This is a genomic window from Nitrospirales bacterium (genome assembly GCA_031315865.1).
GTDB lineage: Bacteria > Nitrospirota > Nitrospiria > Nitrospirales > UBA8639 > JAGQKC01.
In genome coordinates this window covers 1,844,135-1,869,088 of the sequence record JALDRJ010000002.1, presented here as the reverse complement: position 1 = coordinate 1,869,088, position 24,954 = coordinate 1,844,135, and the positions used below count along the sequence as shown (strand labels likewise).

The following is a 24,954-nucleotide window of genomic DNA, read 5'->3' as shown; positions in this document are numbered from 1 at the left end:
TGTAATAGAAGGCATGCCGATGCAATCTTTGATCTTATGCGGAGGGCAACACATTGAGTGCTAGCTGCAAACAAAACTCCAGATCTTCACACGAACTCAAGAACGATTCAGGTACGATGACGAACGCCGACTCGCCTCTTTTCGCGCGCCTCAGGAAATCGTTGCATCTTCCCCCCTTGCCTCCGATCGCCTCTCAAATCATGAAGATGTGCCGAGACGAAAACACCGAGGTCGAGCAGCTCGCTCACTTGATGAGTCAAGATCCAGCGGTTGTCGCACGCCTCTTGCAAATCGCGAATTCCAGCTACTATGGTGGAGCCCGGCATAAAGTCACGGGCATCGTCCAAGCTATTACCCTGCTAGGGATGGATGCCGTCAGCTCCTTAGCCTTGTCATTCTGCTTTTACCGCCTCTGTCGAGACATCGAACGACCGAATTCATCGGGGATTGATCATGTGACATTTTGGCGCCGTTCGATAATTAGCAGCATCACGGGACGCACCATCGCTAAATGGCATAACGTAGCAGACCCTGAATTTGTCTTCCTTGCCTCGCTTCTACAAGATATCGGCCTCTTAGCCCTCAATGGAGTCGACCCGCACGTCATGCGCGACTTGATGGAAAACGCGCAAGATAGTCACCTAGAATTTGCAGGTTTGGAGAAAACACACTTTGGCTGTGATCACGCTGAAGTAGGAAGTTGGATTGCCATGACCTGGGAACTTCCGGAGGAATATCACACTGCCATCAAGGCGAGCCATGATCCACTGGCATGGACCTGTCAATCAGAAGAAGAAGCGTGCATAATACGGTGTGTGGCGCTTGCCAGCCAACTGGCGGACCTATGGTGTTATCCGAAGAACCTCGCCCAAACGACCGAAATAGCGGCAAATTCGGCCAAAGAGTGGCTGGATTTAGATCCCGTTGAAGTTCAAGGCATCATCAGTCTCATTCCAGATGGACTTTCAGACATTTCCGGCTTTTTCCAAGTCCATATCGGTCGTCAGGAAGACATCGTACGACCGGTACAGATCTCGGCAAACATTCTTTCTCCCGACGCATCGTGCGAATCACAGCCTGAGCCCGTCACATAAACTTCAGGCCCATCTTCAGACGACCACCGTTCCCGATGCAAGGCACAGCCGATCACGTCCCGTTTCTTTGGCTTGGTACAGGGCGCGATCGGCCCGCTCAACCCACGCGCCAGGCGGCTCTCCCGGAATCAGCTCAGCCAGTCCTATCGAGGCGGTAACCGAAATCTCGGTTCCTTCATGAATGAATGGCCGGCTCCGGATCGCTTCCAATAAGCGACTGGCGATGCGCTGACTCACCTCCAATCCATCGCCCTGGAGTAAGACGGCCATTTCTTCCCCGCCATACCGAGCCAGAAAGTCAGACTTTCTCAAGAAGATCGAGACCATACGCTCCGCAAATTGCTGCAACACGGCATCCCCTGCACGATGCCCATACGTGTCATTGACTCGTTTGAAATGGTCGATGTCGATCATGAACAAACTGGCTGCTGACCCGGAGAGCATACTGAGACTGACGATTCGTTCTAACTGGGTATCCAGGGCTGCTCGATTGTAGAGTTGCGTCAAGGGGTCCAACTCCATCTGCTTGCGAGCTTGCCCTAATTCAGCCTGAACTTTTTGAAGCTTTGAGCCAAGGGTTTCTACTTGTGTCTTTTGCCGCACCTTTCGTTCTTCCATGGCTTGGCCAATGCCATGGACGGCGCTCAGCAACGCCTTTTTCATCTCCGTCACAGAGCTTGTCGCCGCGGCCACTTGCAATTCATCGATATGTTTGACCATCTGCCGATCGGTTTCTTTATCCTCGACCACGGCCTGGACCACCGTTTGCGTGAAGGTCAATAGCACGTCTCGCAAGTCTCCCATACTGTCGGTCACGTATTGTTTTTCATGCTGTCGATGCGTGTTCACAAACCGGTTGAGTTCGCCCCAGTTCCGTCGCCCGTCATTCGGAGCCTCTTCATCCTCGACAACAGGAGTCCCCACAAGCACATGCATTGCCCATCGCTCAAATTCCTTCTCAATTTCACCCACTCCCATAGAGTCAAGTTCAAACGAATGACGGCCAAAAATCCGCATGATCTTGGCCAACGCTTCTGTCGCCTGATCATCCCGACTCGTGACCGATGATTCTTGAGCCTTGTCCATGCTCATGGTCGTGGACTGTTCCTTCCTGTCCTCCCCAGACCACAGTTTAAACATATCCCCTCCTTACCAATCACACTCGCTGATGGCCTCATGATGATTGATCATGAGATGATTTCGCATGGGACGTCTCAACCAGGTACACATGCGGCTATAGATCTCTATCGGCCAAAACATCAGTTTCTGAATACCGGTTCTGTTAAAATATTGAACATTGTCGTTCATTCCTCAGGCATACACGATGTGAAGTGCATGTGGGGGCCGTTCAATCCTCAGCCGTGTTTCTTCGTTCGCATACCTAATGTCTTTGTCCCCTTCACGACCCCTGATTGGCAGTACGCAGAATGTCCACTTCAAGCGCTGGATATCGCTTCATGAGAGCAAAGGGATCAAAAGGTACGGACAATGTATGGTATCCGGTAAAAGAATCGTTCGAGAAATTCTCGACCGACATCCCTCGCGATGCCGCGAGGTTCTCTGCTCTGCCACGTCTCTCCAAGAACTGCCACTTCCTCAGCATCTCCCGGTATTTCGACTGGACGCTACGCTGTTTCAACGGATTGATATCGTCGGGACGGCCTCCCCGATTTTGATCTGTGATGCTCCTGAATATCCGTCCGCGAGCCTTTCCCGTCCCCCTGATGGCCTGGAAGTGCTCTGCCCTTTCGGCGACCCCAATAATCTTGGAACGGTTATGAGAAGCTGCGCCGCCTTTGGCGTGCAAAGGCTGATCTTACTGAAAGAAGCCGCCCATCCTTTTCACCCGAAAGCCATTCGAGCATCCAGCGGGATGGCCTTCGATCAGGCTCTCTATGCGGGGCCGGCCATTGCTGAGCTCCTGAAACCTGAAATCAGCCAATGGATCGTCGCGTTAGACCTGAACGGAGAAAATATATCGACATGGGAATGTCCTGAACATATTCGTTTGCTCGTCGGTGAAGAGGGACTGGGATTGCCGAATGGCGCGTTTCAACAAACGCTCACGATTCCACAGGCACCGACGCTCGATTCCTTAAATGCGGCAACAGCGTTGAGTATCGCCCTGTTTACCTACCGCCAACGCTTTCCCCTCTAACAAGTCGTTAAGGAGAAGAAGCTTATGATCACCCCCGGACGGTATCGACATTACAAAGGAAAAGACTATCAGGTGCTTGGATGCGCCAAACATACGGAAACCGAAGAAGAATTCGTCGTGTACCGGGCCCTGTACGGAGACCATGGACTATGGGTCAGGCCCAAACACATGTTCGAAGAGGAGATCGAGAAAGCAGGTGTACGCCAACCTCGTTTCCAACGCCTCGAGGAAGACGGCGACGGGACAATGTAGTGACGAGACGGATATCAATTCATCTGTACCGATCAATCCGCGATCTGATCGGCTAAGACTTTTTGGGTCTGTTCTTCCCGGAAGGCCTTCAGGCGATCACGGACCCCGCTATCCGACAACGCGATAATCGCGGCGGCAAGCAAGCCGGCATTGGCCGCTCCAGCATTCCCGATCGCCAAGGTCCCAACGGGAATGCCTTTGGGCATTTGCACCATGGACAAGAGTGAGTCCATGCCTTGCAAGGCCTTGGACTGCATCGGAACTCCCAAGACGGGAAGAATCGTCTTGGCTGCGATAACACCGGCTAAATGCGCTGCCCCACCAGCCCCCGCGATAAACACTTGAATGCCACGTTCTTCTGCCTGACCGACATAGTCCAGAAGGGCATCCGTTGCACGATGGGCCGATAAGATTCGTACTTCATAGGAAATCCCGAGTTTTTTCAACATATCACTCGCATGATTCATGGTTTCGAGATCAGTTCGACTCCCCATCAAAATCGCTACCTGAGGAGACGAGGATTGAGTTTCTTGAGCCATCACACCTTTACTCACATTTTGAGGTTCATAAAAAGTCAAGGGAGAGAAAGTACCATACCTGCATCCTGTATGAAAGATCTACTCTCCTGCCTGAGCTTTTTGCTGGACTCTTCGCTGACAACCCACCAGGGTTCATGGTACACACTATCAACTCGATCAGCACGTACAGTGAGGAAGTTTTCATCCCTGGTGAGGACGCTAAAGGAGAACGGCGCCATGCAGAAACATGAATTTCGAGTCGGGTTTGTCGGAGTCGGTCGAATGGGAGCCAATATGGCCCGCCGGCTTCACGACCATGGATATAAGCTGACGGCCATTTTTGACAGGAATCTCGAGGCGTCGACAAAAGTAGCTCAGGAACTCGGATGCCAACTGGCCCAGACTCCGGCTCAGGTCGCAGAAAGTTCGAACACGATCCTCACCGTCGTGAGCGACGATCAGGCCACGCGCGACATTTTCAACCCGGACTCGACAGACAGCTTGCTCACGCATGCGTCCGATCGTTTATTCATCAATTGCGCCACGATCTCTCCTCCCGTACACGTTGAAATCGAGGCATTGGTCGGCCAGCGGGGCGGGCAAAGCCTGGAAGCCTGTATGGCAAGCAGTATTACCCAAGCACGGGAAGGTACTCTCTATCTGATGTGTGGAGGAACGCCTGACGCCTTTCAACGCGCATCAACATTACTGCAATCCATGAGTTCGGCACTCCGTCATATTGGCCGTGCCGGAGAGGCCGCCAAAGTAAAGGCCCTGGTCAATATGGTCATGAACATCAACACGGCTGGCCTTGCGGAAGGGCTAGGCGTGGGCGAGGCTCTCGGCTTAGATCTCACGATGTTACGGGAAGTGTTTGCTCAAACCGGCGCGGCTTCACGCGTTCTGGAAACGGATGGAGAAGACATGATCAATCGCGACCACGAATGTTATTTTTCAGCCGCACATGCGGCCAAAGACTCAGGCATTGCCCTTCGCCTCGGACAAGAGGCCGGACTTTCGCTTCCGCTTGCCCAGGCCACACTGGACCAATACACGCGCCTCGTTCAACGTGGGAAAGGCGACCTCGACAAATCAGCCGTCGCAGAACTTACCTTTAAAAGTCGGTGTGATTAAAACGAACCTCCCTATCCGATTCCATTCTTTCTCATTAACCTTCTTCCACGTGCCTTTCCATGACGGCTTGTCGTCCCTATTCGACGTCTTTGCCTACCCTGCCATATCGACTCTTTGGAAATTGACTTTCTGTAATCAGACTTGAGTCATTAAGCCGAGATTCCGATCATCCGATAACAAAAGAAAAGAAATTGACCCATGTTACGCCGCTCGGGGCAAACCACAACCCATGCCATTCTCTCATTGAAGGCAATCCCGGCCTGATGAACCAGATTTCAATACAGAGCCCCCAATGATTGAGCTAGGCAGCCTCGCCGTTTTCATAACGTGGTTGGCAATTCGAGTCAAATGCGGCTTACATGAGAAGTCCGCCTCTCATCAAAAAACCTGGAAGATAGGGAGGAGCGCCATACGCATGGGATTGGCAATCTCATTCATTCACGATTCCGCGATGGCTGGAGTACCCATTACAACTGCATCCCAACAGATGGGTATGCTGGTCCATTCAATGGACACCTCCATAGTAAGCATCGTCGCCTTGATAGGCGGAACGATCTTTCTCGTTGGTGGCATCCTGATAATGTCCGTGATGAACGGTCGCCTCAAACGAAAAAGTCATGAACTCGAATCGAAAAATCAAGCTCTCAGACAAGCTCGCGGTCAGACCAAATCAGTACTGACAATCTTAAAAACACTCATGGCCACCATGGAAGATAAAGTGAATGAGCTCATCCGAGAACTACAAGCCTCCCAAGAGGCAGCCATCACTATGATGGAACACGCGGAGAAAGACAGGGTACTCGCAAAAAATGCTGAAAAACATTTGCGAGTCGCTCACGCTGAAAATGCCAATATCTTAGAAGCGATCCCAGCCATTCTCATCGGCGTCGATACAAAATTTCAGGTCACGAGATGGAACCGCCTCGCAGAAGATGCCTTTGGCGTCAAGTCGGAGACCGCGACAGGCCGTGCCTTCGATGAAACCCTGCTCTCCCTCAATTGGGATATCCTCTGCCCGACCATGACTCAATGCCTCGAAGAAGGGAGATCGAGACAGATCAAGGATATTCTCTTTACCCGGCCTTCGGAGAAAGACGGATTTTTGGATTTAACCGTCACATCAATCACGAATGAACAGGAAGTCTCCGAGGGGCTATTAATCATGGGACTAGATATTTCAGAGCGCAAGGAGCTGGAGGCGCAACTGACGCTCGCCCAGAGGATGGAAATGATCGGCCAACTCGCGGCCGGCATTGCGCACGAAATCAATACCCCGATGCAATACATAGGCGACAATCTGCTCTTCCTGAAAGACCAATTTGCCTTACTCTCCTCACAACTTTCCTGGGCCATCGCGGAGATTGAAGCCAAGGCTCAGACGCCTCACGGCGAATCCCCCGAACCTCAACCGCCCTCCCCATTATCAGCATCGGACCTGAAACAGATTCAAGAAGAAATACCTGAAGCCCTCGCCGATGCATTACAGGGCACGGAAAACGTTTCCCGAATTGTCCGCGCGATGAAAGAATTCTCCCATCCCGGGACAGCCGAGAAGAAAACCATTGATTTGAACCATGCCATTACCAATACCGTAACCGTAACCCGCAATGAATGGAAATACGTCGCGGACGTACAGACGGATCTGGCCCCCGACTTGCCGAAGATACCTGCATTACCTGGAGAGTTTCATCAGGTATTACTCAATCTCATCGTGAATGCGGCCCATGCCATCGAGGAAGCCAACGGGAACCAAGAAGGTCCCAAGGGACGGATTATCATTCAGACAAGAAAGCATGAGGATTGGGTAGAATTGCGCATCCAGGACAGCGGGACCGGTATTCCGGAAAAGATTCGCGATCGGATATTTGACCCGTTCTTTACGACCAAAGATGTGGGAAAAGGGACAGGCCAGGGATTGGCTATCGTGCATGATGTCATCGTTCAAAAACATAAAGGCCGCATTACCGTAAAAACAGCAGTGGGAAGTGGCACCACGTTTATTATTCACCTCCCGCTCAAAACAGAAGATGTCACTACCTGAGCAGGGCAAGAAGACTTCGCACAAGAAGCCTGGAATCTTCAAAAAACAAGAGACAATAAGCGAAAAAAACGAGCGGTTGTCGAGTGAACGTGCCTAAGGGTATCCAAGAGAACAACCGATAAAATTGCCAGGAGAAGGGCGTCCATGGACGTCGATGCGATCGCCATGCAGAATACGGACGGCCACACGAAGACCTTCAGCACTCGATAAGGGAGAATCGCAGAAATGGAAAAGCTCTTGCTCGTTGATGATGAGCCCAAGGTCGTCAACGGATTTGTCCGCCATTTACGGGAACACTATGAAATCCATACCGCCGGTGGGGGAGCTGAAGGGCTGCAAGTCGTTCGGTCCAACGGTCCGTTTGCCGTCATCGTGTCAGATTATGCGATGCCGGACATGAACGGGGTTCAGTTTCTTGAAGAAGTTACGAAGATCGATTCCGAGTCCATTCGCGTGATCCTCACAGGGTTTGCCGATCTCGAGATCGCCATGAATGCGGTCAATCGTGGGCAGATATTTCGATTTTTGACCAAGCCGTGCTCGATAGAGGACTTCAAGCTGACATTACAGGCCGGGATTGAACAATATCGGTTGGTGCGTGCCGAGAAAGAGTTGCTCGAACAGACGCTCACAGGAAGTGTCAAGGCATTAATCGAGGTCCTTGCGTTGGTGAATCCCGAAGCAATGGGTCGAGCGAATCGACTCAGACGGTATGTCAAAGAATTTTCCAAAGATCTCGGGCTTGAAAATAGCTGGAAATTCGAAATCGCAGCACTGCTCTCTCAGATGGATTGCATTGAAATGGCTCCATCTTCTGGAGATGCCAATGGCCATCCAATCTCTCAAACAGAGTCTACCCAGAAGCCGCCATTCATCGGAGCCAAGGTGTTAGCCAATATTCCTCGATTGGAAGATGTCGTGGAAATTTTATCGTACCAAGATCATCACCATCATGACGTGAAGTGCGCCAGCCAATCACAGACGCGAGAGCACCCCCCCATTGGCGCAAGACTTCTCCAAGTCGCAGCCGACTTTGATAGGCTCCGCATGCAAGATATGCCGAGAGGTCAGGCCTATGAACACCTTGTTGATAATCAGGAAAAGTATGACCCTGCAGTCATGCAATCATTAAAAAAGCTTTTTGTCCCTGACCAACGACATATTATCTCAAAACTTCCCTTATCTGCCCTTCAACCCCACATGGTCCTCGCCGAAGGTATTTTCAGCGAACAGGGCGAGACCCTCGTCGCCAAGGGGCAAGATCTCTCAGAATGGATGATTACTTGGCTTTCGCAACGGACGAAATGGTGTCCGATACAAGAACCGATCGCCGTGGTGACGCAGGAAGAACAGGTGACGACATGAGCTTCGCCAAAAACCGCTGATCCCGTCACGCTCAAGGCTGAGGCTGAGGATACCACCAAACAGAACGTCCACCCACGGCATCGCTGTCACGAAGTCTGTTCGCCATCATAAAAATCCTTATCAGCAGATTGTTTATTCTGTGAGTGGTTTCTGAACTAGGCCTCTCCAGTCATCAAGCTTCATCAGCAGGCCCATTCGACCCAAGGTTTCTTCGTCAAGTTTGTGGTCTTGCGGCGAAACGCCATCCTCTTCATGGGTGAGCGCATTGGCGACATGAACCGCAATAGGGGGAGAAAACGTTTCCACGGAGAGTTGATCTAACTGGTGATGATAGAGGACGGATTCTACGATGCCCATCGGCAATCCCCATGTCCCAAGGAGATATCCACAAATCCTCGCATGGGTCGTGCCAAGAATTTGCTCCTCTGCCTGCCATTCAGGTACCGACTCAGCCATCACGACTTCTTGGATACGTTGATACTCTTCAGGCACAAACGAAGCGAGAATCAGCTTTCCGACATCATGCAACATTCCACCCATTTTGGATTGATCCTGGAGCAACAGATCTCCACCTTCGTGTTTGGCGATGGCTCCGGCAAGAAACCCCACTCTCAAGCAATGCTTCCAGTAGGCGTCCATCGAGAATGTCGAAACATGGTCGATTGAAAACGCCTCGAAGACCTCCACCACCAGCGCTAACGTCTTTACCGTATCAAGACCCAGGTGATTCGCCGCTTCGGCGGGGTTTGAAATCGGACGAGACAATCCAAAAAAAGCCGAATTGACGAGTTGTAAAATTTTAATGGACAGCGCGCTGTCCTGCGCGATGATCTCTCCAACTCGCTCCAGATCACAGCGATCTTCTCGGAGTTCTTCGACGAGTTGGGCATAAATTTTAGGAAGACTCGGCAAGCGATTCACGCCGGTCACGACCCGTTTTAAGTTCTCATCCGTGAGCAAGGCCTGCATCTCACAGGCACGATGAATCGTCTGCTTGACGGTCTCCGCGCTACAAGGTTTCGCCAGATATTGGTGGGTCGACTCTAACGCTCGAAACACCATACTGTCGTCCGAGTGACCAGAGAGGACGATGCGAACGACCTCAGGAAACCGAGCCTTGACTTCACCAAGAAAATCCGGGCCATCCATCCCAGGCATCCGCATATCGCAGATCACGATATTAAATCGGCGATGCTCCATCACTTGCAGGGCCTCTTTGGAACTGGCCTTGAACTCCATATCGAGATCATCCTGGAGCGTTCGCATGACTCGTTGCATGGCTCGGAGAATTGACGGATCATCGTCAACGAAAAGGACCTGTTGTTTCATCTCAGGAATCTCCAATAGCCTGTCCTTCGATGAATCGAGAACAGACAAGGCCTTCCGACATCTTGAACGTATAGAGACATGACGTTTTGGTCAAACCATCGCAACGGAGAGATGTTCTGATATCGCGTTGACTGGCAACGTGATCACAAATGTCGTACCTTTCTCCTTCGCGGTTTGAAACGAGAGCCGGCCACGCAGCTTATCGACGATGATCGAATGGACAATAGACAGGCCTTGCCCCGTCCCCTTGCCAACAGGTTTCGTCGTAAAGAAGGGATCAAAAATTTTATCCTGAATTTCTTCAGGAATACCAACCCCAGAATCAGACAGGGTGACTTCGACCATTTCGTCTTTCAATTGCGTGGTAACGACGATCGTGCCCCTTTCTCCTCCCCCCGTGTGAAGCGCCGAAATCGCATGCGCAGCATTGACGAGAAGATTCAAGATGCATTGTCTGAATTCCTGGGGCAAGCAAGGAATAGCCGGAAGGGAGGGATCCAGATGAGCTTCGAGGTACGCGACATGTTTCCACTCATTACTGGCCACAAGAATCACATTCCGAATCAGGGCGTTGAGATCGGTCTGTTCCTTGATCTTGGTCCCAGGATACGAGAACTCCTTCATCGCGCCGACGATGTCGGCGACATGTGAATTTCCCGCAAAGGCGTCTGTTACGGCTCTCGGAATTTCTTCGACGAGGTACGGCAGTTGAATATCGTCCATACATTGGTGAACGTGTCGCGTCAGATCGGAGAAGTCCTCACGTTTTCCGAGGGCCTCCAAGAGAACATGGAATTCTTGGATGAGACGAAAAATGTCGGCCAAGGCGTCTTTCAGAAAGCAGAGATTGTCACCAATAAACTGTGTCGGCGTGTTGATCTCATGAGCGACCCCTGCCGCCAATCGCCCGACTGACTCCAGCTTATGCGCCAATCGAAGCTCGACCTCGATGTGTTTACGTTGTTCGATTTCTTGCTTCAGATGGAACGTGGCTTCTTCCAACTCACTGCTCCGTTCCTGGATGACATGATCAAGCACCGCGAACGAGGCGTCGTTTTCTTTTTGAAGCGACCATTTTTTGGTCAACGCATGGGCCAATTGTAGGATTTCGACCTCATCAAAGGGTTTTTTGATGATTAACAGATTATCAAGAATGCCCAGGCGCTGAACGATATCGCTCCAAAGATAACCGGAATAGGCTGAACTGATGACGACCTGAATTTTGGGATCAACCCTCAGAATATGCGAAATGGTCTCGAGGCTATCCCACCCAGGGGACCTTTCCTTATCGACAAATGCCAATGAAAATGGACAATCCTCTTCAATGGCGCGCTTGACCATTTCAAAGCCTTCCTCTCCCTGTTGAGCAAACTGTAGATCGAACGAGAGGGTCTGTTCATGAGTAACCGTAGCGGTATCGTCGGATAGGGACGCATCGAATGCATCGAAGGAGACCACCTGGGATTGGTCATGGCCAAGAATCTTCCTAAAATCATCATGAATATCTCGATTTTCATCGATGACGAGGATTCGTGGACAAAAAGGACTCTGATTCATAGAACAACTCCAGGAAAGACACTACATGGTCTTCGTTCTCTATCGGCCTATTGCAGGGTAAATTAAAGTCTTAGGCATACGTCAGAAAGCCAGAAAATCGAACGCTGGCAGACTCCTCTTGTGAGGTGATCGTGCCTCCTCTCGTGAGCAGACGCTCTCAAGTTTTTCTTCTTTAAACCCGAAAGCGTTAAAAGGAATCTCAGTCTACCGAGCGAAACGACTCTTAACGGAACGTATAGATATCTCAGCAATCAAAGAAAATATGGAACCACCAGCAACGGCCATGAACGACACACCTACTATCCCTAAAATTCTTATCGTTGACGATAAGCTCTCGCTCATCCAAGGAATCAAGAGAAACGTCCGAAACGAATTCGAGATTGAAGCGGCATTAAGTGGAGAAGAAGCACTGGAAATCGTCAGCCAAAAAGGACCCTTTGCGGTCGTCGTCAGTGACATGCAAATGGGGGGGATGAATGGTGTCGAATTCTTGGGGAAACTTCGAAAACTTGCACCTGACACCACTCGTATGATGTTGACAGGCAATGCCGATATGCGGACGGCGATTGATTCCGTGAACGATGGCCACATCTTTCGTTTTATCGAGAAGCCCTGTGGACCAGAAATCTATATTCCAGCTTTACGGGCAGGCGTTGAACAATATCGTCTGGTCATGGCGCAAACCGAGCTATTGAAAGATACATTGAATGGCTGTATTCGAGTGCTTGGGGAAATTTTATCCCTACTCAACCCCGAAGCATTTAGTCGTGCATCCCGCATTCAACGGAGTGTTAAGCTGACCGCGGCTCAATTAGACCTTCCGGACATTTGGATGTACGAGATGGCGGCCATCCTGTCGCAGATAGGATGTGTGATTATTCCGGAAACCATCATGCAAAAGGTCCATATGGACGAATCGCTCACGAAAGACGAATATGAATTATTCGCCCAACACCCGCTCATTGCCTTCGACCTGCTCAGGAAAATCCCGCGAATGGAGGAAGTGGCTCGAATGGTCGCATCGCAGGAGAAATTGTTTGATGGGGGAGGATGTCCACGAGACGGGAAAAAAGGCGACGAGATTCCGATCGGATCTCGAATTTTGAGAATTGCCCTGGATTATGACGCGCTGATCGGCCGTGGGATTGACCACGCCGAAGCCGTCAAACAACTGAGTCTTCGAGAAGGATGGTATGACCCCGCCATCCTTGAGAGTTTTCATCAGACATGTGTCATTGAAGTGACCTACATCGAGCAACGCGTTCATCTAGACGACCTGAAACCCTACATGCTTCTGGCGCAAGAAGTGCGCGATACGGAAGGCACATTATTGGTGCCGAAAGGACTCGAAACGACTCCGCTTTTAATCTCGCGTTTGAAGAATTTTCACAAAATGCGAAACATTAACGAGCATGTTCAAGCCCTGGTTCCCGAAACCCAGCCCCTGGAGTCAGAACTCGCAGAGGCCGGTACGGCCAAAAAATCATAGTGGCATACCCCAATCCTTTGCATCATACGTATCGATCCACGACGCATCTTGCAACATAGCGACCTGACATTCTAAGATTCCACATTCAACGTATGGTCATTTTCTTGGTGAGTCTGGCTAAGGCCTTACACCATCATCTTTCGTAGAACATCCCTGTTCTCACAGATGAGTGGTCCTCACGCCGAACCTGCTATCTCTTGTTCACAAAATAGACTCAATACTCCTGATGAGCAAAAACCCTCAACGCATTCGACTTATCTTGATCGATGAAAACGAATTGATGCGCACAGGCATGCGTACGGTCCTTGAAAAAACAGCCGAATTTGAGATTGCCTGTGAATATGACACACCGGAAGATTCACTATCCGCGAAGTCGACAGAGCCGGTCGACATTCTGATCTGGGCGATCTCTCCAGAAAACGTCAATCCTCTAAAAACATATCGACAGCTCGCTAAGCGGTATACTCATGCCAAATTCATGTTGCTGGCGTGCAGCGCAGAAAAACAGGTGTTCCTGACAGTCTCTCACATGGAGGATACCAGCTGCATGCTCAAAAATATCAAAGCCGCGGAGCTGATCAGATGTCTTCGATTACTCCACACAGGGATACCGGTACTTTCGTCGAATCTCTCCGACCTGCTTTTGCAGGAAGCGCAGTGGCGTTCGAACGCCGGGCATCATGACCAATCAAGCATGGAGACAATGACCGAAAAAGAAAAACACATTGCCGTCATGATTGCACAGGGACTCACGAATAAAGAAATCGCGGAGAATCTGAATTTGAGTGAGAAAACAATCAAAAACTACATCTCGCATCTGTTCGGCAAGCTGCACGTCACTCGACGGAGTCAAATTGCTTCACTGATAGGATCAGGGAAACTTCTAAGCAGTAAATCCTAAATTATCAAACTTAAGAGAATGGACTAGTCAAACTTAGAGCAATGGACTAGCCACACCTGCCCGATAGCCTCTACATCACATAGCAAAGAACCGCCATAATTAGATTAAAGAACGTTCTTCGCCTTTCATGCAAACTGATGAAGAAAACTCTTCATCAGCACTACATTGCGTGTCTCGTAAAAAGATTTCTCTTCAAGGAAAGAAATCGAACCGTACGAACTATCAACACATTTTTTCGGTGAATTTATCAGCAATCTCGGGAGACGTTCCTCCATAATTTCTATTTGTCGTCAGACGTGTTCAGCCGATTCGACCAGAGATCTCATTGATCTTGCGCAAGCCCAAGTCTTCATACCTCCGTTTATCTTCCATCATTCATATTGTCAGTTGGAGTCCCTCTCTTTCATTCATTGTATTCCTTCATCTCTACACAGGGACACTGCCACCTAGATTCTGATTGAGAGAATTTCCAAACACGTATCGACTGATCTTGGGCGTCCCCCTGCCAAAGAATTCGGTCAATACGGCAATACTCAATACAGCAACAAGAGGTGTTCACCTTGCGGTTTTCTCAGAAATTACGGATTGCCGTACTGAATCTTTTATGCGTTGCCTGGTTCCTCATTCCCTCGACGAGTCATTCCGCAATCTTCACCGTCACCAACAACAACGATACAGGTGCGGGCTCACTGCGACAAGCCATCACAGATGCCAACAGTACAGGGGGCACGGATTCAATCGTGTTCTCAGGCTCCATCGGCACCATTACATTATCTAGCGCGCTCCCATTAATCGATGAGTCCGTCACAATTGATGCCAGTGGCGCAACTGGAGGCGAGGTCACGATTGACGGGAATAACGCTCACCGCATCTTCTTTGTTCGAGCAGGGACCGTTCAAATCTCAAACTTTAACGTAGAAAATGGAAGCGCAAGAGGAGGCGCGGGAGGGCTTGGAGGTGGAGGCGGCCTAGGGGCAGGTGGAGGGCTCTTCGTGAATGACGGTGCAAACGTCACTCTTCAAAATGTTGACTTTGATCAAAATTCAGCCGTGGGTGGAAATGGAGGAGGATCAGTAAACATGGTTTTTGGAGGCGGGGGCGGCCTTGGTGGAGATGGGGGACAGCCAGCGGATCCCATTGGACATGGAGGCGGGGGCGGCCTTGTGGGTGACGGAGGTTCGGCCTTGCTGGGAGGAGCCGGGAGCGGCGGCGGTGAAGTCGGTGACGGAGGCGATGGTATTCTTAATTTCGGAGGCTCAGGCGGCGCCCCTAACGGTGGAACGGGAGGAGTCGGAAATGTTTTAACGGGAGGAGACGGGACGGCTGGCGGCGATGGAGGTGGTGGAGGCGGCGGCGGCTTGGGCACGAATACTGGAGGAGATGGTGGAGACGGTGGTTTTGGCGGCGGCGGCGGCGGCGGCGGGGTTGGCGTCATAGGGGCCGATGGGACTGGAGGAATCGGAGGATTTGGGGGAGGCGGCGGCGGCAATGGTGGCAATGGCGGATACGGTGGTGGTGGTGGTGGCAATGGTGGCGATGGAGGGTTTGGTGCCGGCGCAGGAAGTAATGGTGGGATTGCCGGCTCTGGGGCTGGCAGTAGTGGTCTTGTTACAGGCGGGGGCGGGGCGGGTTTGGGCGGGGCGATATTTGTGAGACAAGGCGGAAACCTGACTATCCAAGATGGAAGCTTTGCCAATAGCTCGGTGACGGCTGGCGCGGCTGGAGGTGTAGACTCGACAGCTGGCCAGGCATTGGGCGGTGTGTTATTCGTCGATGTGGTGACGCCACTGTGGGATATCAGCTCCGGCTATACATTGATATTACCGGAAGCAATCGCGGGGACCGGAGGATTGAGTAAGCAAGGTCTCGGCACACTCGCGCTGGGCAGTTCAAATCCATTTACTGGCGCAACGAACATTATCGCCGGCACCCTACAACTCTTTGGTAGTGGTGCACTAGGCAATGGCAATGCCGTCACCCTGGGCGCCAGCGGCACCCTGGACTTGAATGATGTCAGTACCACCATCGGCTCGTTGACCGGCTCCGGGGCCGCCCTGCTCGGCACCGGCACCTTGACCGTCGGCGACGCCACCAGCACCACCTTCGCCGGCATCCTCAGCGAGACCGGGAGCCTCGTCAAACAGGGCACCGGCACGTTGACCCTCAGCGGTGCGAACACCTACTCCGGCGCCACCAACATCACGGCCGGCATCCTGCAACTCAACGGCAGCGGCACCCTGGGGGTCGGCAGTGCCGTCACCCTGGGCGCCAGCGGCACCCTGGACTTGAATGATGTCAGCGCTACCATCGGCTCGTTGACCGGCTCCGGGGCCGCCCTGCTCGGCACCGGCACCTTGACCGTCGGCGACGCCACCAGCACCACCTTCGCCGGCATCCTCAGCGAGGCCGGGAGCCTCGTCAAACAAGGCACCGGCACGTTGACCCTCAGCGGTGCGAACACCTACTCCGGCGGCACCACCGTGACTTCTGCAGGGAACGACGACCTCGCTGCAAGGCAACATCACCAACAACGCAGCGGTCACGTTTGATCAGGCAGGGTCCGGCACCTATGCGAGCATCCTCAGCGGGACCGGCGCGCTGACGAAAACGGGAACGGGAACGGTCACGCTCTCGGGTGCCAATACCTTCACCGGCGCCACCAACATCACGGCCGGCACCCTCCAACTCAGCGGCAGCGGCACCCTGGGGGTCGGCAGTGCCGTCACCCTGGGCGCCAGCGGCACCCTGGACTTGAATGATGTCAGTACCACCATCGGCTCGTTGACCGGCTCCGGGGCCGCCCTGCTCGGCACCGGCACCTTGACCGTCGGCGACGCCACCAGCACCACCTTCGCCGGCATCCTCAGCGAGACCGGGAGCCTCGTCAAACAGGGCACCGGCACGTTGACCCTCAGCGGTGCGAACACCTACTCCGGCGGCACCACCGTGAGCGCCGGCCTTCTGCAGGGAACGACGACCTCGCTGCAAGGCAACATCACCAACAACGCGGCGGTCACGTTTGATCAGGCAGGGTCCGGCACCTATGCGGGCATCCTCAGCACCACCTTCGCCGGCATCCTCAGCGGGACCGGCGCACTGACGAAAACGGGAACGGGAACGGTCACACTCTCGGGTGCCAATACCTTCACCGGCGCCACCAACATCACGGCCGGCACCCTCCAACTCAGCGGCAGCGGCACCCTGGGGTCGGCAGTGCCGTCATCCTGGGCGCCAGCGGCACCCTGGACTTGAATGATGTCAGTACCACCATCGGCTCGTTGACCGGCTCCGGGGCCGCCCTGCTCGGCACCGGCACCTTGACCGTCGGCGACGCCACCAGCACCACCTTCGCCGGCATCCTCAGCGAGACCGGGAGCCTCGTCAAACAGGGCACTGGCACGTTGACTCTCAGTGGCGCCAACACCTTCACCGGCGCCACCAACATCACGGCCGGCGCCCTCCAACTCAGCGGCAGCGGCACCCTGGGGGTCGGCAGTGCCGTCACCCTGGCGCCAGCGGCACCTGGACTTGAATGATGTCAGTACCACCATCGGCTCGTTGACCGGCTCCGGGGCCGCCCTGCTCGGCACCGGCACCTTGACCGTCGGCGACGCCACCAGCACCACCTTCGCCGGCATCCTCAGCGAGACCGGGAGCCTCGTCAAACAAGGCACCGGCACGTTGACTCTCAGTGGCGCCAACACCTTCACCGGCGCCACCAACATCACGGCCGGCACCCTCCAACTCAGCGGCAGCACCTGGGGGTCGGAGTGCCGTCGCCCTGGGCGCCAGCGGCACCCTGGACTTGAATGATGTCAGTACCACCATCGGCTCGTTGACCGCCCTGCTCGGCACCGGCACCTTGACCGTCGGCGACGCCACCAGCACCGCCTTCGCCGGCATCCTCAGCGAGACCGCCTTCAAGGCACCCACGTTGACTCTCATCCTCAGCGACGGCCGGACCGGGAGCGCTGCGTCAAACAAGGTCACCGGCAGCGGTCCTGGACTTGAATGATGACCACCTCGTTGACCGGCGGTGCGAACGGCACCGGCACTCGTCGGCGACGCCACCAGCACCACCGCGCCACCAACATCACGGCCGGCACCCTCCAAACAGCGGCAGCGGCACGTTGGGGGTCGGCGGTGCCGTCACCCTGGGCGCCAGCGGCACCTGCAACTCAACGGACTTGAATGATGTCAGTACCACAGCGCTACCCGGCTCGTTGACCGGCTCCGGGGCCGCCCTGCTCGGCACCGGCACCTTGACCGTCGGCGACGCCACCAGCACCACCTTCGCCGGCATCCTCAGCGAGCCGGGAGCCTCGTCAAACAAGGCACCGGCACGTTGACCCTCAGCGGTCGAAACCAGGGCACCACCGAGCGCCGGCCTTCTGCAGGGAACGACGACCTCGCTGCAAGGCAACGGCGGTCACGTTTGAACACCTAGCATCCCAGGCGCGCTGACGAAAACGGGAACACGGTCACGCTCTCGGGTGCCAATACCTTCACCGGCGCATCACGGCCGGCACCCTCCAACTCAGCGGCAGCGGCACCCTGGGGGTCGGCAGTGCCGTCACCCTGGGCGCCAGCGGCACCCTGGACTTGAATGATGTCAGCCACCATCGGCTCGTTGACCGGCTCCGGGGCCGCCCTGCTCGGCACCGGCACCTTGACCGTCGGCGACGCCACCAGCACCACCTTCGCCGGCATCCTCAGCGAGACCGGGAGCCTCGTCAAACAGGGCACCGGCACGTTGACCCTCAGCGGTGCGAACACCTACTCCGGCGGCACCACCGTGAGCGCCGGCCTTCTGCAGGGAACGACGACCTCGCTGCAAGGCAACACGCGGCGGTCACGTTTGATCAGGCAGGGTCCGGCACCTATGCGGGCATCCTCAGCGGGACCGGCGCACTGGCACGGGAACGGTCACGGGTGCCAATACCTTGACGGCCGGCACCCTCCAACTCAGCGGCAGCGGCACCCTGGGGGTCGGCAGTGCCGTCATCCTGGGCGCCAGCGGCACCCTGGACTTGAATGATGTCAGCGCCACCATCGGCTCGTTGACCGGCTCCGGGGCCGCCCTCCTCGGCACCGGCATCCTCGGCGACACCACCAGCACCAGCATCCTCAGCGGACCGGGCGCCTCGTCAAACAGGGCACTGGCACGTTGACTCTCAGTGGCGCCAACACCTTCACCGGCGCCACCAACATCACGGCCGGCACCCTCCAACTCAGCGGCAGCGGCACCCTGGGGGTCGGCAGTGCCGTCACCCTGGGCGCCAGCGGCACCCTGGACTTGAATGATGTCAGCGCCACCATCGGCTCGTTGACCGGCTCCGGGGCCGCCCTCCTTGGCACCGGCACCTTGACCGTCGGCGACACCACCAGCACCACCTTCGCCGGCATCCTCAGCGAGACCGGGAGCCTCGTCAAACAAGGCACCGGCACCTTAACCCTCAGCGGTGCGAACACCTACTCCGGCGGCACCACCGTGAGCGCCGGCACACTGCGGGGAACGACGACCTCGCTGCAAGGGGATATCACGAACAACGCGACGGTGACGTTTGACCAGGCGGGGTCTGGCACCTATGCGGGCATCCTCAGCGGAACCGGTGCGCTGACGAAAACGGGAACGGGGACGATCACACTCTCAGGCGCCAACACCTTCACCGGCGGCACCACGGTGAGCGCCGGCACACTGCGGGGAACGACGACCTCGCTGCAAGGGGATATCACGAACAACGCGATGGTGACGTTTGATCAAGCGGGGTCTGGCACCTATACGGGCGTACTCAGCGGAACCGGTGCGCTGACGAAAACAGGGACGGGGACGGTCATGCTCTCAGGCGCCAACACGTATGCGGGAACAACCACGATTTCGGCGGGAAGGCTTGAAGTGAACGGTTCTCTGGTAGGACCGGTCACCAACCAAACAGGAGGTACGCTCTCAGGAATTGGACAGATTGGGACATTCGAAAATTTCGGACAAGTTGCGCCGGGAAACTCAATAGGAACATTAGTGGTCAATGGCAACTTTACCAGCCAGGCCAATAGCGAGTATGAAGTCGAAATCGACCCCAATGGAAATTCTGACCTGATACAAGTGACCGGTTCAGCCACGCTCAATGGTGGCATCGTGGAGGTTCAGCCATTGGGATCAGGTTTCATCCCAGGGACCGACTATACCATCCTGACTGCGGCTGGAGGAGTGAGCGGTACACTGGGCTCTCTGTCTCACAATTTCGCATTTCTCACTCCAACGTTAACCCATCTCAGTCATAGTGTACTGTTACGTCTTACACGTAATTCCATAAACTTTGCGGATCTTGCTGACACCAGTAACCAGCTAGCTGTCGCGACCAAACTCGACACCCTCAGCGCCGGAGCTACCGGCGACATGGATTCCGTTATCAATATGCTTTGGGGGCTGAACGCCGATCAAGCGCGCGATGCATTCAGACAGATTGGAACAGGTGCTCAATTTAAGGGAAGTCTTATCTCAGCAGTTGAGACATCGACAAATCTGTATTTGCAAACCTTGAGGCGGCGCGCTTGGGGGTTACGGCAGGGACGGAAGCAAACACTGCAGGACCTTCAAGCACAATCCTTTACCTCTCAGAGTGGACATACCGATCTCGACCAAGCCATCGGGACATTTCGGTTACCAGGCACGGTCGATCGGTCGCCCTTTCATCACACGACAGGCGAGTTTCCCCTATGGAAGCCTGGGTTCTGGATGCAGGGACTCGGTGTCTATGGGAAACTTTCTGATGGCTCCAACATCGCCGGTTTTGAGTTTCACAACGAAGGCGTACTGTTAGGTGTGGACAAACGATTAGGCTCCTCCTGGCTCTTCGGGATAGTTGGAGGATACACCACCACCAATGTCACGTTCGAGGGTACGCCGAATACTCACACTATCGATAGTTATCTCTTGGGGCTTTACAGCAGTTTCTCACGAGGAGCACCGTATATTGATAGCGGAGTCACGCTCGCCTTTAATCATTACGATAACGAACGTCATATCGCGTTTGGTACGCTCGACCGGACGGCAGCCTCGACATTCAATGGGTATAAAGCATCCATGTATCTTGAGTCAGGACATCGTTGGTCTTCTCATTACATGGAAATTCAACCATTGCTGGCACTCCACTACTCCTACCTGCACCAACAAGGAAGCACTGAATCAGGCGCTCAATCTTTAAACCTATCCGTCGATGATTTTACGGCCCACTCATTCCGCACATCACTTGGTCTTCGAGTCGCGATACCCGTCTACCTAGGTCCAGAGACGGAAGTGATAGGCGATATCTGGGGAAGGTGGAATCGAAAGATTTTTGAGAGTGATTACGAGTTGTCGGCCAGGTTTGCTGATGTTCCGAGTCACGTGTTTCGTATTCAATCCTACCAGCCACGAGAGAATCGAGGGATTCTCGGAACGAGCATTATGGGGAGCCTAGGATCGAGGTACCAAGTTGGGATGAGTTATTACTCCCAAATTAGCGATCGTTTGGTGACACACACCCTGACGGGAAACATTGGATTTTCATGGTAATAATCATAAAACCCTACCGAGGGATGTTTGTGGATACGATTCGGAACACCCCACTTCCGGAGTTGTTGACCGGGCCAATCCACGTTGACCGTCGTCTTGGCCATGTCGAGTCAGGACCACCGGCGGAGGTTTACACATACTCTCCGCCGGTGGACGACTCAGGGGGCGCATATTCGGAAATGCATAAATAGCCTTGTTTCACTACCTGGCGACTAACCCCGTGACGCTTCCAGGAACCGGCGCGGTCCCTCGTGGCGCAATGGCGCCGGTGGGATTCACGAAAAATGCGCGAATTGCCCCGTCTCCGTTATTGAGCGTGACCAAAAACTGGTTATTTTGGGTTAACACGACATCACGCACCCCAGCTCCCGTCGGGATAGGCGTATCCTGGTTGGCTGGAAAAAAATATTCCATGTCGCCGCCAAAACCTGCTCGATACAACGAAACCGTGCCATCCCCGGTATTGGTCGCATAGCCGACCGTCTGATCGCTGGAGAGGACCGTCCAGCACGTCGCAGTCCCCTGCTCCAGCGAGCCCACTCTTCCTGATACTTCACCGGTTTCTCGATCGATCCGGTAGGAGACGGTCATACCGGGGCCGCCATTGTTGGCTTCCGTGACAAAGACGAAATCCCGATCACCAAACGCAAATCCGAACGGGGTCGGAATAAACGACAGCCGTTTTTCCGGTCGTCGTCTTGGCGTGCCATTCCGTCGCATAACGAACGTCGTCAGCGTATTCGTGGCTTTTTCCGTGATGAGTAACACGGTTCCCGATTTATTAAAGCCGATCTGCGCTGGCGCAGTGAGTTGTGTACGATCGATGATGCGTGTGGAATCGGGAATCGGGACAAGAATCCCGCCACCGGTAAAGCGAAATCCGCTCAGATTATCATAGCGCATGCGCCGGGAATCCTGTTCGTCTCCGCTTCCCTCATTTAACACATAGACCAACGTGCCGAATACCGTGACGCTTAACGGCCGAAACCCGCCAGACGGCAGTTTGTTCACAAACTGCAATCCGTCCGGCTGCAAGCGAAAACTGGTGATCTCCCCACTGCCTGGGCTGACCACGAACATCCAGCGATCGCTGGCATCAGTCATCAATGCGGCTTGATTTCCCAGCGGAGTCCCCGTGCCAGTCCCACCCGTGGGGAATCGGCCGATTTCAGAGAGATTTCCTCGACTGTCGATATCGAACGCAATGACATCGTTGCCGCTGATCTCATTGCTGGCGGTATAGACGATCGCATCGGCCAATCCAGTGATTCCAAGCGTTGTGACTAGCACGGCTGTCCCAATGAAATTTTTTACAGAATGGAAAAACATCTTCATGATTATTCTCCAAATGTGAAAGGTGAATAAGACCTCACTACAATCGATACGTTGGCCGTTCGAGTGCTACAATCTCCTTGTTTGTTCTCCTCTCGAATCGGGTTAGGGTTCGTCAGATGGAAGCGATGTGAGCCCGTCAGGCGTTCCCATAAGTTTTGCATGGCTCTGTCTTTTTCTTTGTGCGATCCCTCCAAGCATCAGCAAGCCCGTGCCAAGCAGGAGCAACGCGGATGGTTCCGGGACTGCTGCGGGATTCGCCGAAGACACAGAGGTGATATCGTCGATATTAAACCCGAGAGCTGTGTCCAGTTGATCGCCAAAGCTGATTATCTGCGCTGTCCTGAATGGCTGATCGCTGATCAGCCCTAAAAAGAACACTTCGCCCCCATCGAACAGGGTTTGCTCTGGAATGTCTGTATTGAACACGCTACCTCCTCCCGCTACGAGTAAGAAATCATTGGCCAGAGTAGCGCGAGGGGCAGCGACAAGTGACAGGCCAATGGCCTGTATTGGATCGGTAAAATCCAAGGTCAGTTCATCGCCGAACAGGAATTCATTCGTAAACCCATCATCCACGCCCAGAAAATTAAGTGGTGAGGTCGTCAGAAACTGCGCTGAAACGAGTAATCCAGCTCGCCCGGGCACAGTGTCGACGTTACTCATAAAGGTCATGCCTTGAAAGGGAACCCCTTCAAAAATCGGTGTACCCGCATTGACGTTGTCGAAATTGACTACGGATGCCGGACCCGGCAACGCCGCCTGAAATGCAGAATCGCTCGTGAAGCGCAGAGTTGCGGCATGGAGGTCAGCACTCATCAGCAACATCGTAAGGCTGATCATCATGACCGGGGCTATGTATTTGGACAGCTTGAAAAGCGACTGGGCACCTGTCTTCTCGAAATTCCCATTACGGTGACAGGGTTCTCGTCTTGTGAACATGAAAGCCCACCTACCCATGTGATGTCTCATGGCATCCTCCTATGATGTTGAGAAATGAAGGTGAATAATTCGGAGAGGCATTCTCCGATGAGAAGTATCGAGAGACACGTGTAGTCTCAAAACGTCTCGTGTCTCAAAATTGGCAAGTCTTGTGATGTCAGAAATACATTTACTAACTAGTAAGTAATGCATTTTAGCATGTTTACTTACTAGTTAGTATTTGTCAATACTTAATTATGTTTTGAACTTAAATTTATATAGATAATTTTCTTATCTCTTAAAGGATACACTACATATAATCGAAATTTACTTGCTAGGCCCCATATATATTCAAACATGTCAACATAATTGTTATAGTCATTAATTACTGGTAAGTAACTATTATGGCTTTGTGATTCTCCATAACCATGCTTATGAGTTCGAGGAAATGGGCTAGTGGCGATGAACATGAGCAATGCGAGCCACGTCAACAGGGCCAGGCAATGAAGGGCATCTCTCAAAACGAGGATTTTTCCTGTGAGGGCAAGGAAACCGCGCGCGGAAAAGGACAGACAGTTTTTAGAGGTGCCCTGAACTACGTTGTTTCAGGAGAAAGGGGCTAATGAGATGACTGCCAAATCACGGGATATACTCATCGACACCGCGCTAAAGCTCTTTTACGACCAGGGCTTTCATGTCGTAAGTGTGGACGCGATCCTGGCTGAAGCCGGAATTTCGAAGCCGACACTGTACAAACATTTCCGTTCGAAGAACGAACTGATCTTGGCAGCTCTTCGCCGCCGGGACGAACAATCGCGGAATTGGTTGATGCGGGAAATGGAACGTCGCGGATCAACGCCTCGGGAGCAACTTCTGGCGCTGTTTGATACGTTAGGCGAGTTTTTTCAGACGGAAGATTATCGTGGCTGCATGTTTATCAACGCCACGGTCGAGTTCCCAGATGCGAACGACCCCATCAATCAAGCCGCCGCCGAACACAAACGCATCTTTGGTCGTCACGTGAGGGAGATTATCGAAAAGCTGGACGTACAAAAACCCGATGAACTCGCTGAACAATTACTGCTCTTAATGGAAGGCGCCGTCATTACCGCTCACGTGAGTCAGCCCAAAACGGCCGCCCTACATGCCAGGCGTTCTGCTGAAATCATGATCGACCATGCTCTCAGCAAAACCCAGGAACAGCACATCACGCAATCTCAGGGGTAACAGCCGGCTTTCCTTATCCGATTGTTCTCCTCTTTTGAGACTTCCTCACCAGACACATCACTTTTACAAGCCTCGTTTTTC

Annotated in this window: 23 protein-coding genes and 1 pseudogene; 15 read left to right on the top strand and 9 right to left on the bottom strand. The window is 53.5% G+C overall.

Annotated features, from left to right (window positions below):
* The first annotated feature begins 116 nt into the window (after positions 1–116).
* Positions 117–1,094 carry an HDOD domain-containing protein gene (locus tag MRJ96_08660; GenBank protein MDR4501504.1) on the top strand — a complete coding sequence of 326 codons (978 nt, stop codon included), beginning with the start codon at positions 117–119 and terminating at the stop codon, positions 1,092–1,094.
* A gap of 15 nt (positions 1,095–1,109) precedes the next feature.
* On the opposite strand, the gene MRJ96_08655 is transcribed toward MRJ96_08660, so the two are convergent.
* Positions 1,110–2,234: a GGDEF domain-containing protein gene (locus tag MRJ96_08655; protein ID MDR4501503.1), complete on the bottom strand. Its 1,125-nt coding sequence runs from the start codon at positions 2,232–2,234 to the stop codon at positions 1,110–1,112.
* A gap of 352 nt (positions 2,235–2,586) precedes the next feature.
* Here MRJ96_08655 and MRJ96_08650 point away from each other — a divergent pair, with 352 nt between their 5' ends.
* Both MRJ96_08650 and MRJ96_08645 read left to right on the top strand, forming a co-directional pair.
* On the top strand, positions 2,587–3,252 hold the full coding sequence (locus MRJ96_08650; GenBank protein MDR4501502.1) for a TrmH family RNA methyltransferase: 666 nt from the start codon (positions 2,587–2,589) through the stop codon (positions 3,250–3,252).
* Between the two features lie 24 nt (positions 3,253–3,276).
* The gene (locus tag MRJ96_08645) at positions 3,277–3,504 is read left to right on the top strand and encodes a DUF1653 domain-containing protein (protein ID MDR4501501.1); all 228 of its coding nucleotides are present in this window, start codon (positions 3,277–3,279) and stop codon (positions 3,502–3,504) included.
* 32 nt (positions 3,505–3,536) lie between these two features.
* On the opposite strand, the gene purE is transcribed toward MRJ96_08645, so the two are convergent.
* Entirely contained in the window at positions 3,537–4,043 is a 507-nt protein-coding gene (gene purE, locus MRJ96_08640; protein ID MDR4501500.1) for a 5-(carboxyamino)imidazole ribonucleotide mutase, read from the bottom strand.
* A 216-nt stretch (positions 4,044–4,259) separates the two neighbouring features.
* On the opposite strand from purE, the gene MRJ96_08635 reads away from it, so the two are divergent.
* The 3 genes from MRJ96_08635 (at position 4,260) to MRJ96_08625 (ending at position 8,562) form a co-directional block, all read left to right on the top strand.
* Positions 4,260–5,156, top strand: coding sequence for an NAD(P)-dependent oxidoreductase (locus MRJ96_08635; GenBank protein ID MDR4501499.1), 897 nt, complete (start codon positions 4,260–4,262; stop codon positions 5,154–5,156).
* Between the two features lie 415 nt (positions 5,157–5,571).
* On the top strand, positions 5,572–7,197 hold the full coding sequence (locus MRJ96_08630) for an ATP-binding protein (GenBank protein ID MDR4501498.1): 1,626 nt from the start codon (positions 5,572–5,574) through the stop codon (positions 7,195–7,197).
* 225 nt (positions 7,198–7,422) lie between these two features.
* Entirely contained in the window at positions 7,423–8,562 is a 1,140-nt protein-coding gene (locus MRJ96_08625) for a response regulator (GenBank protein ID MDR4501497.1), read from the top strand.
* Positions 8,563–8,694: 132 nt separating this feature from the next.
* On the opposite strand, the gene MRJ96_08620 is transcribed toward MRJ96_08625, so the two are convergent.
* The gene (locus tag MRJ96_08620) at positions 8,695–9,891 is read right to left on the bottom strand and encodes a response regulator (protein ID MDR4501496.1); all 1,197 of its coding nucleotides are present in this window, start codon (positions 9,889–9,891) and stop codon (positions 8,695–8,697) included.
* Positions 9,892–9,981: 90 nt separating this feature from the next.
* Positions 9,982–11,448: an ATP-binding protein gene (locus MRJ96_08615; GenBank protein MDR4501495.1), complete on the bottom strand. Its 1,467-nt coding sequence runs from the start codon at positions 11,446–11,448 to the stop codon at positions 9,982–9,984.
* Positions 11,449–11,710: 262 nt separating this feature from the next.
* Here MRJ96_08615 and MRJ96_08610 point away from each other — a divergent pair, with 262 nt between their 5' ends.
* Both MRJ96_08610 and MRJ96_08605 read left to right on the top strand, forming a co-directional pair.
* Positions 11,711–12,937 carry a response regulator gene (locus tag MRJ96_08610; GenBank protein MDR4501494.1) on the top strand — a complete coding sequence of 409 codons (1,227 nt, stop codon included), beginning with the start codon at positions 11,711–11,713 and terminating at the stop codon, positions 12,935–12,937.
* 226 nt (positions 12,938–13,163) lie between these two features.
* Positions 13,164–13,838 carry a response regulator transcription factor gene (locus MRJ96_08605; GenBank protein MDR4501493.1) on the top strand — a complete coding sequence of 225 codons (675 nt, stop codon included), beginning with the start codon at positions 13,164–13,166 and terminating at the stop codon, positions 13,836–13,838.
* Positions 13,839–14,988: 1,150 nt separating this feature from the next.
* Here the strand turns inward: MRJ96_08605 and MRJ96_08600 are convergent.
* Positions 14,989–15,204, bottom strand: a pseudogene (locus MRJ96_08600) (hypothetical protein).
* Between the two features lie 283 nt (positions 15,205–15,487).
* Here MRJ96_08600 and MRJ96_08595 point away from each other — a divergent pair.
* From MRJ96_08595 to MRJ96_08585, 3 genes are all read left to right on the top strand, one after another.
* On the top strand, positions 15,488–16,387 hold the full coding sequence (locus MRJ96_08595) for an autotransporter-associated beta strand repeat-containing protein (protein MDR4501492.1): 900 nt from the start codon (positions 15,488–15,490) through the stop codon (positions 16,385–16,387).
* A gap of 202 nt (positions 16,388–16,589) precedes the next feature.
* Entirely contained in the window at positions 16,590–17,090 is a 501-nt protein-coding gene (locus MRJ96_08590) for an autotransporter-associated beta strand repeat-containing protein (protein ID MDR4501491.1), read from the top strand.
* Positions 17,087–17,374: an autotransporter-associated beta strand repeat-containing protein gene (locus tag MRJ96_08585; GenBank protein ID MDR4501490.1), complete on the top strand. Its 288-nt coding sequence runs from the start codon at positions 17,087–17,089 to the stop codon at positions 17,372–17,374. Before MRJ96_08590 ends, MRJ96_08585 begins: the two co-directional genes overlap by 4 nt.
* Here the strand turns inward: MRJ96_08585 and MRJ96_08580 are convergent.
* Entirely contained in the window at positions 17,340–17,666 is a 327-nt protein-coding gene (locus MRJ96_08580; protein ID MDR4501489.1) for a hypothetical protein, read from the bottom strand. The genes MRJ96_08585 and MRJ96_08580 overlap by 35 nt on opposite strands.
* Here MRJ96_08580 and MRJ96_08575 point away from each other — a divergent pair.
* Complete coding sequence (locus MRJ96_08575) at positions 17,644–17,853, top strand: hypothetical protein (protein MDR4501488.1); 210 nt, start codon at positions 17,644–17,646, stop codon at positions 17,851–17,853. The two genes, MRJ96_08580 and MRJ96_08575, sit on opposite strands and share 23 nt — an antisense overlap.
* Positions 17,854–18,450: 597 nt before the next feature.
* Here MRJ96_08575 and MRJ96_08570 read toward each other — a convergent pair.
* Complete coding sequence (locus MRJ96_08570) at positions 18,451–18,675, bottom strand: hypothetical protein (GenBank protein MDR4501487.1); 225 nt, start codon at positions 18,673–18,675, stop codon at positions 18,451–18,453.
* A gap of 106 nt (positions 18,676–18,781) precedes the next feature.
* On the opposite strand from MRJ96_08570, the gene MRJ96_08565 reads away from it, so the two are divergent.
* Together MRJ96_08565 and MRJ96_08560 are read left to right on the top strand one after the other, a co-directional pair.
* On the top strand, positions 18,782–19,009 hold the full coding sequence (locus tag MRJ96_08565; GenBank protein MDR4501486.1) for a hypothetical protein: 228 nt from the start codon (positions 18,782–18,784) through the stop codon (positions 19,007–19,009).
* The gene (locus MRJ96_08560) at positions 19,006–21,393 is read left to right on the top strand and encodes an autotransporter domain-containing protein (GenBank protein MDR4501485.1); all 2,388 of its coding nucleotides are present in this window, start codon (positions 19,006–19,008) and stop codon (positions 21,391–21,393) included. Before MRJ96_08565 ends, MRJ96_08560 begins: the two co-directional genes overlap by 4 nt.
* 201 nt (positions 21,394–21,594) lie before the next feature.
* Here MRJ96_08560 and MRJ96_08555 read toward each other — a convergent pair whose 3' ends face one another.
* Positions 21,595–22,728: a beta-propeller fold lactonase family protein gene (locus MRJ96_08555; protein ID MDR4501484.1), complete on the bottom strand. Its 1,134-nt coding sequence runs from the start codon at positions 22,726–22,728 to the stop codon at positions 21,595–21,597.
* 102 nt (positions 22,729–22,830) lie between these two features.
* Positions 22,831–23,544, bottom strand: a complete 714-nt coding sequence (locus MRJ96_08550) for a PEP-CTERM sorting domain-containing protein (protein ID MDR4501483.1) — start codon at positions 23,542–23,544, stop codon at positions 22,831–22,833.
* 729 nt (positions 23,545–24,273) lie between these two features.
* Between MRJ96_08550 and MRJ96_08545 the strand changes: the two genes are divergently transcribed.
* Positions 24,274–24,873: a TetR family transcriptional regulator gene (locus tag MRJ96_08545; GenBank protein MDR4501482.1), complete on the top strand. Its 600-nt coding sequence runs from the start codon at positions 24,274–24,276 to the stop codon at positions 24,871–24,873.
* Positions 24,874–24,954 lie beyond the last annotated feature (81 nt).

What these genes read in the sequence shown, in the direction of transcription:
- MRJ96_08660 (MDR4501504.1), top strand. Translation starts at nt 117, where the DNA reads ATGACGAACGCCGACTCGCCTCTTTTCGCGCGCCTCAGGAAATCGTTG.
- MRJ96_08650 (MDR4501502.1), top strand. Translation starts at nt 2,587, where the DNA reads ATGGTATCCGGTAAAAGAATCGTTCGAGAAATTCTCGACCGACATCCC.
- MRJ96_08550 (MDR4501483.1), bottom strand. Translation starts at nt 23,544, where the DNA reads ATGAGTGCTGACCTCCATGCCGCAACTCTGCGCTTCACGAGCGATTCT.
- MRJ96_08615 (MDR4501495.1), bottom strand. Translation starts at nt 11,448, where the DNA reads ATGAATCAGAGTCCTTTTTGTCCACGAATCCTCGTCATCGATGAAAAT.
- MRJ96_08605 (MDR4501493.1), top strand. Translation starts at nt 13,164, where the DNA reads ATGAGCAAAAACCCTCAACGCATTCGACTTATCTTGATCGATGAAAAC.
- MRJ96_08630 (MDR4501498.1), top strand. Translation starts at nt 5,572, where the DNA reads ATGGGATTGGCAATCTCATTCATTCACGATTCCGCGATGGCTGGAGTA.
- MRJ96_08645 (MDR4501501.1), top strand. Translation starts at nt 3,277, where the DNA reads ATGATCACCCCCGGACGGTATCGACATTACAAAGGAAAAGACTATCAG.
- MRJ96_08635 (MDR4501499.1), top strand. Translation starts at nt 4,260, where the DNA reads ATGCAGAAACATGAATTTCGAGTCGGGTTTGTCGGAGTCGGTCGAATG.
- MRJ96_08555 (MDR4501484.1), bottom strand. Translation starts at nt 22,728, where the DNA reads ATGAAGATGTTTTTCCATTCTGTAAAAAATTTCATTGGGACAGCCGTG.
- purE (MDR4501500.1), bottom strand. Translation starts at nt 4,043, where the DNA reads ATGGCTCAAGAAACTCAATCCTCGTCTCCTCAGGTAGCGATTTTGATG.
- MRJ96_08625 (MDR4501497.1), top strand. Translation starts at nt 7,423, where the DNA reads ATGGAAAAGCTCTTGCTCGTTGATGATGAGCCCAAGGTCGTCAACGGA.
- MRJ96_08655 (MDR4501503.1), bottom strand. Translation starts at nt 2,234, where the DNA reads ATGTTTAAACTGTGGTCTGGGGAGGACAGGAAGGAACAGTCCACGACC.
- MRJ96_08545 (MDR4501482.1), top strand. Translation starts at nt 24,274, where the DNA reads ATGACTGCCAAATCACGGGATATACTCATCGACACCGCGCTAAAGCTC.
- MRJ96_08620 (MDR4501496.1), bottom strand. Translation starts at nt 9,891, where the DNA reads ATGAAACAACAGGTCCTTTTCGTTGACGATGATCCGTCAATTCTCCGA.
- MRJ96_08580 (MDR4501489.1), bottom strand. Translation starts at nt 17,666, where the DNA reads ATGGTGGTACTGACATCATTCAAGTCCAGGGTGCCGCTGGCGCCCAGG.
- MRJ96_08610 (MDR4501494.1), top strand. Translation starts at nt 11,711, where the DNA reads ATGGAACCACCAGCAACGGCCATGAACGACACACCTACTATCCCTAAA.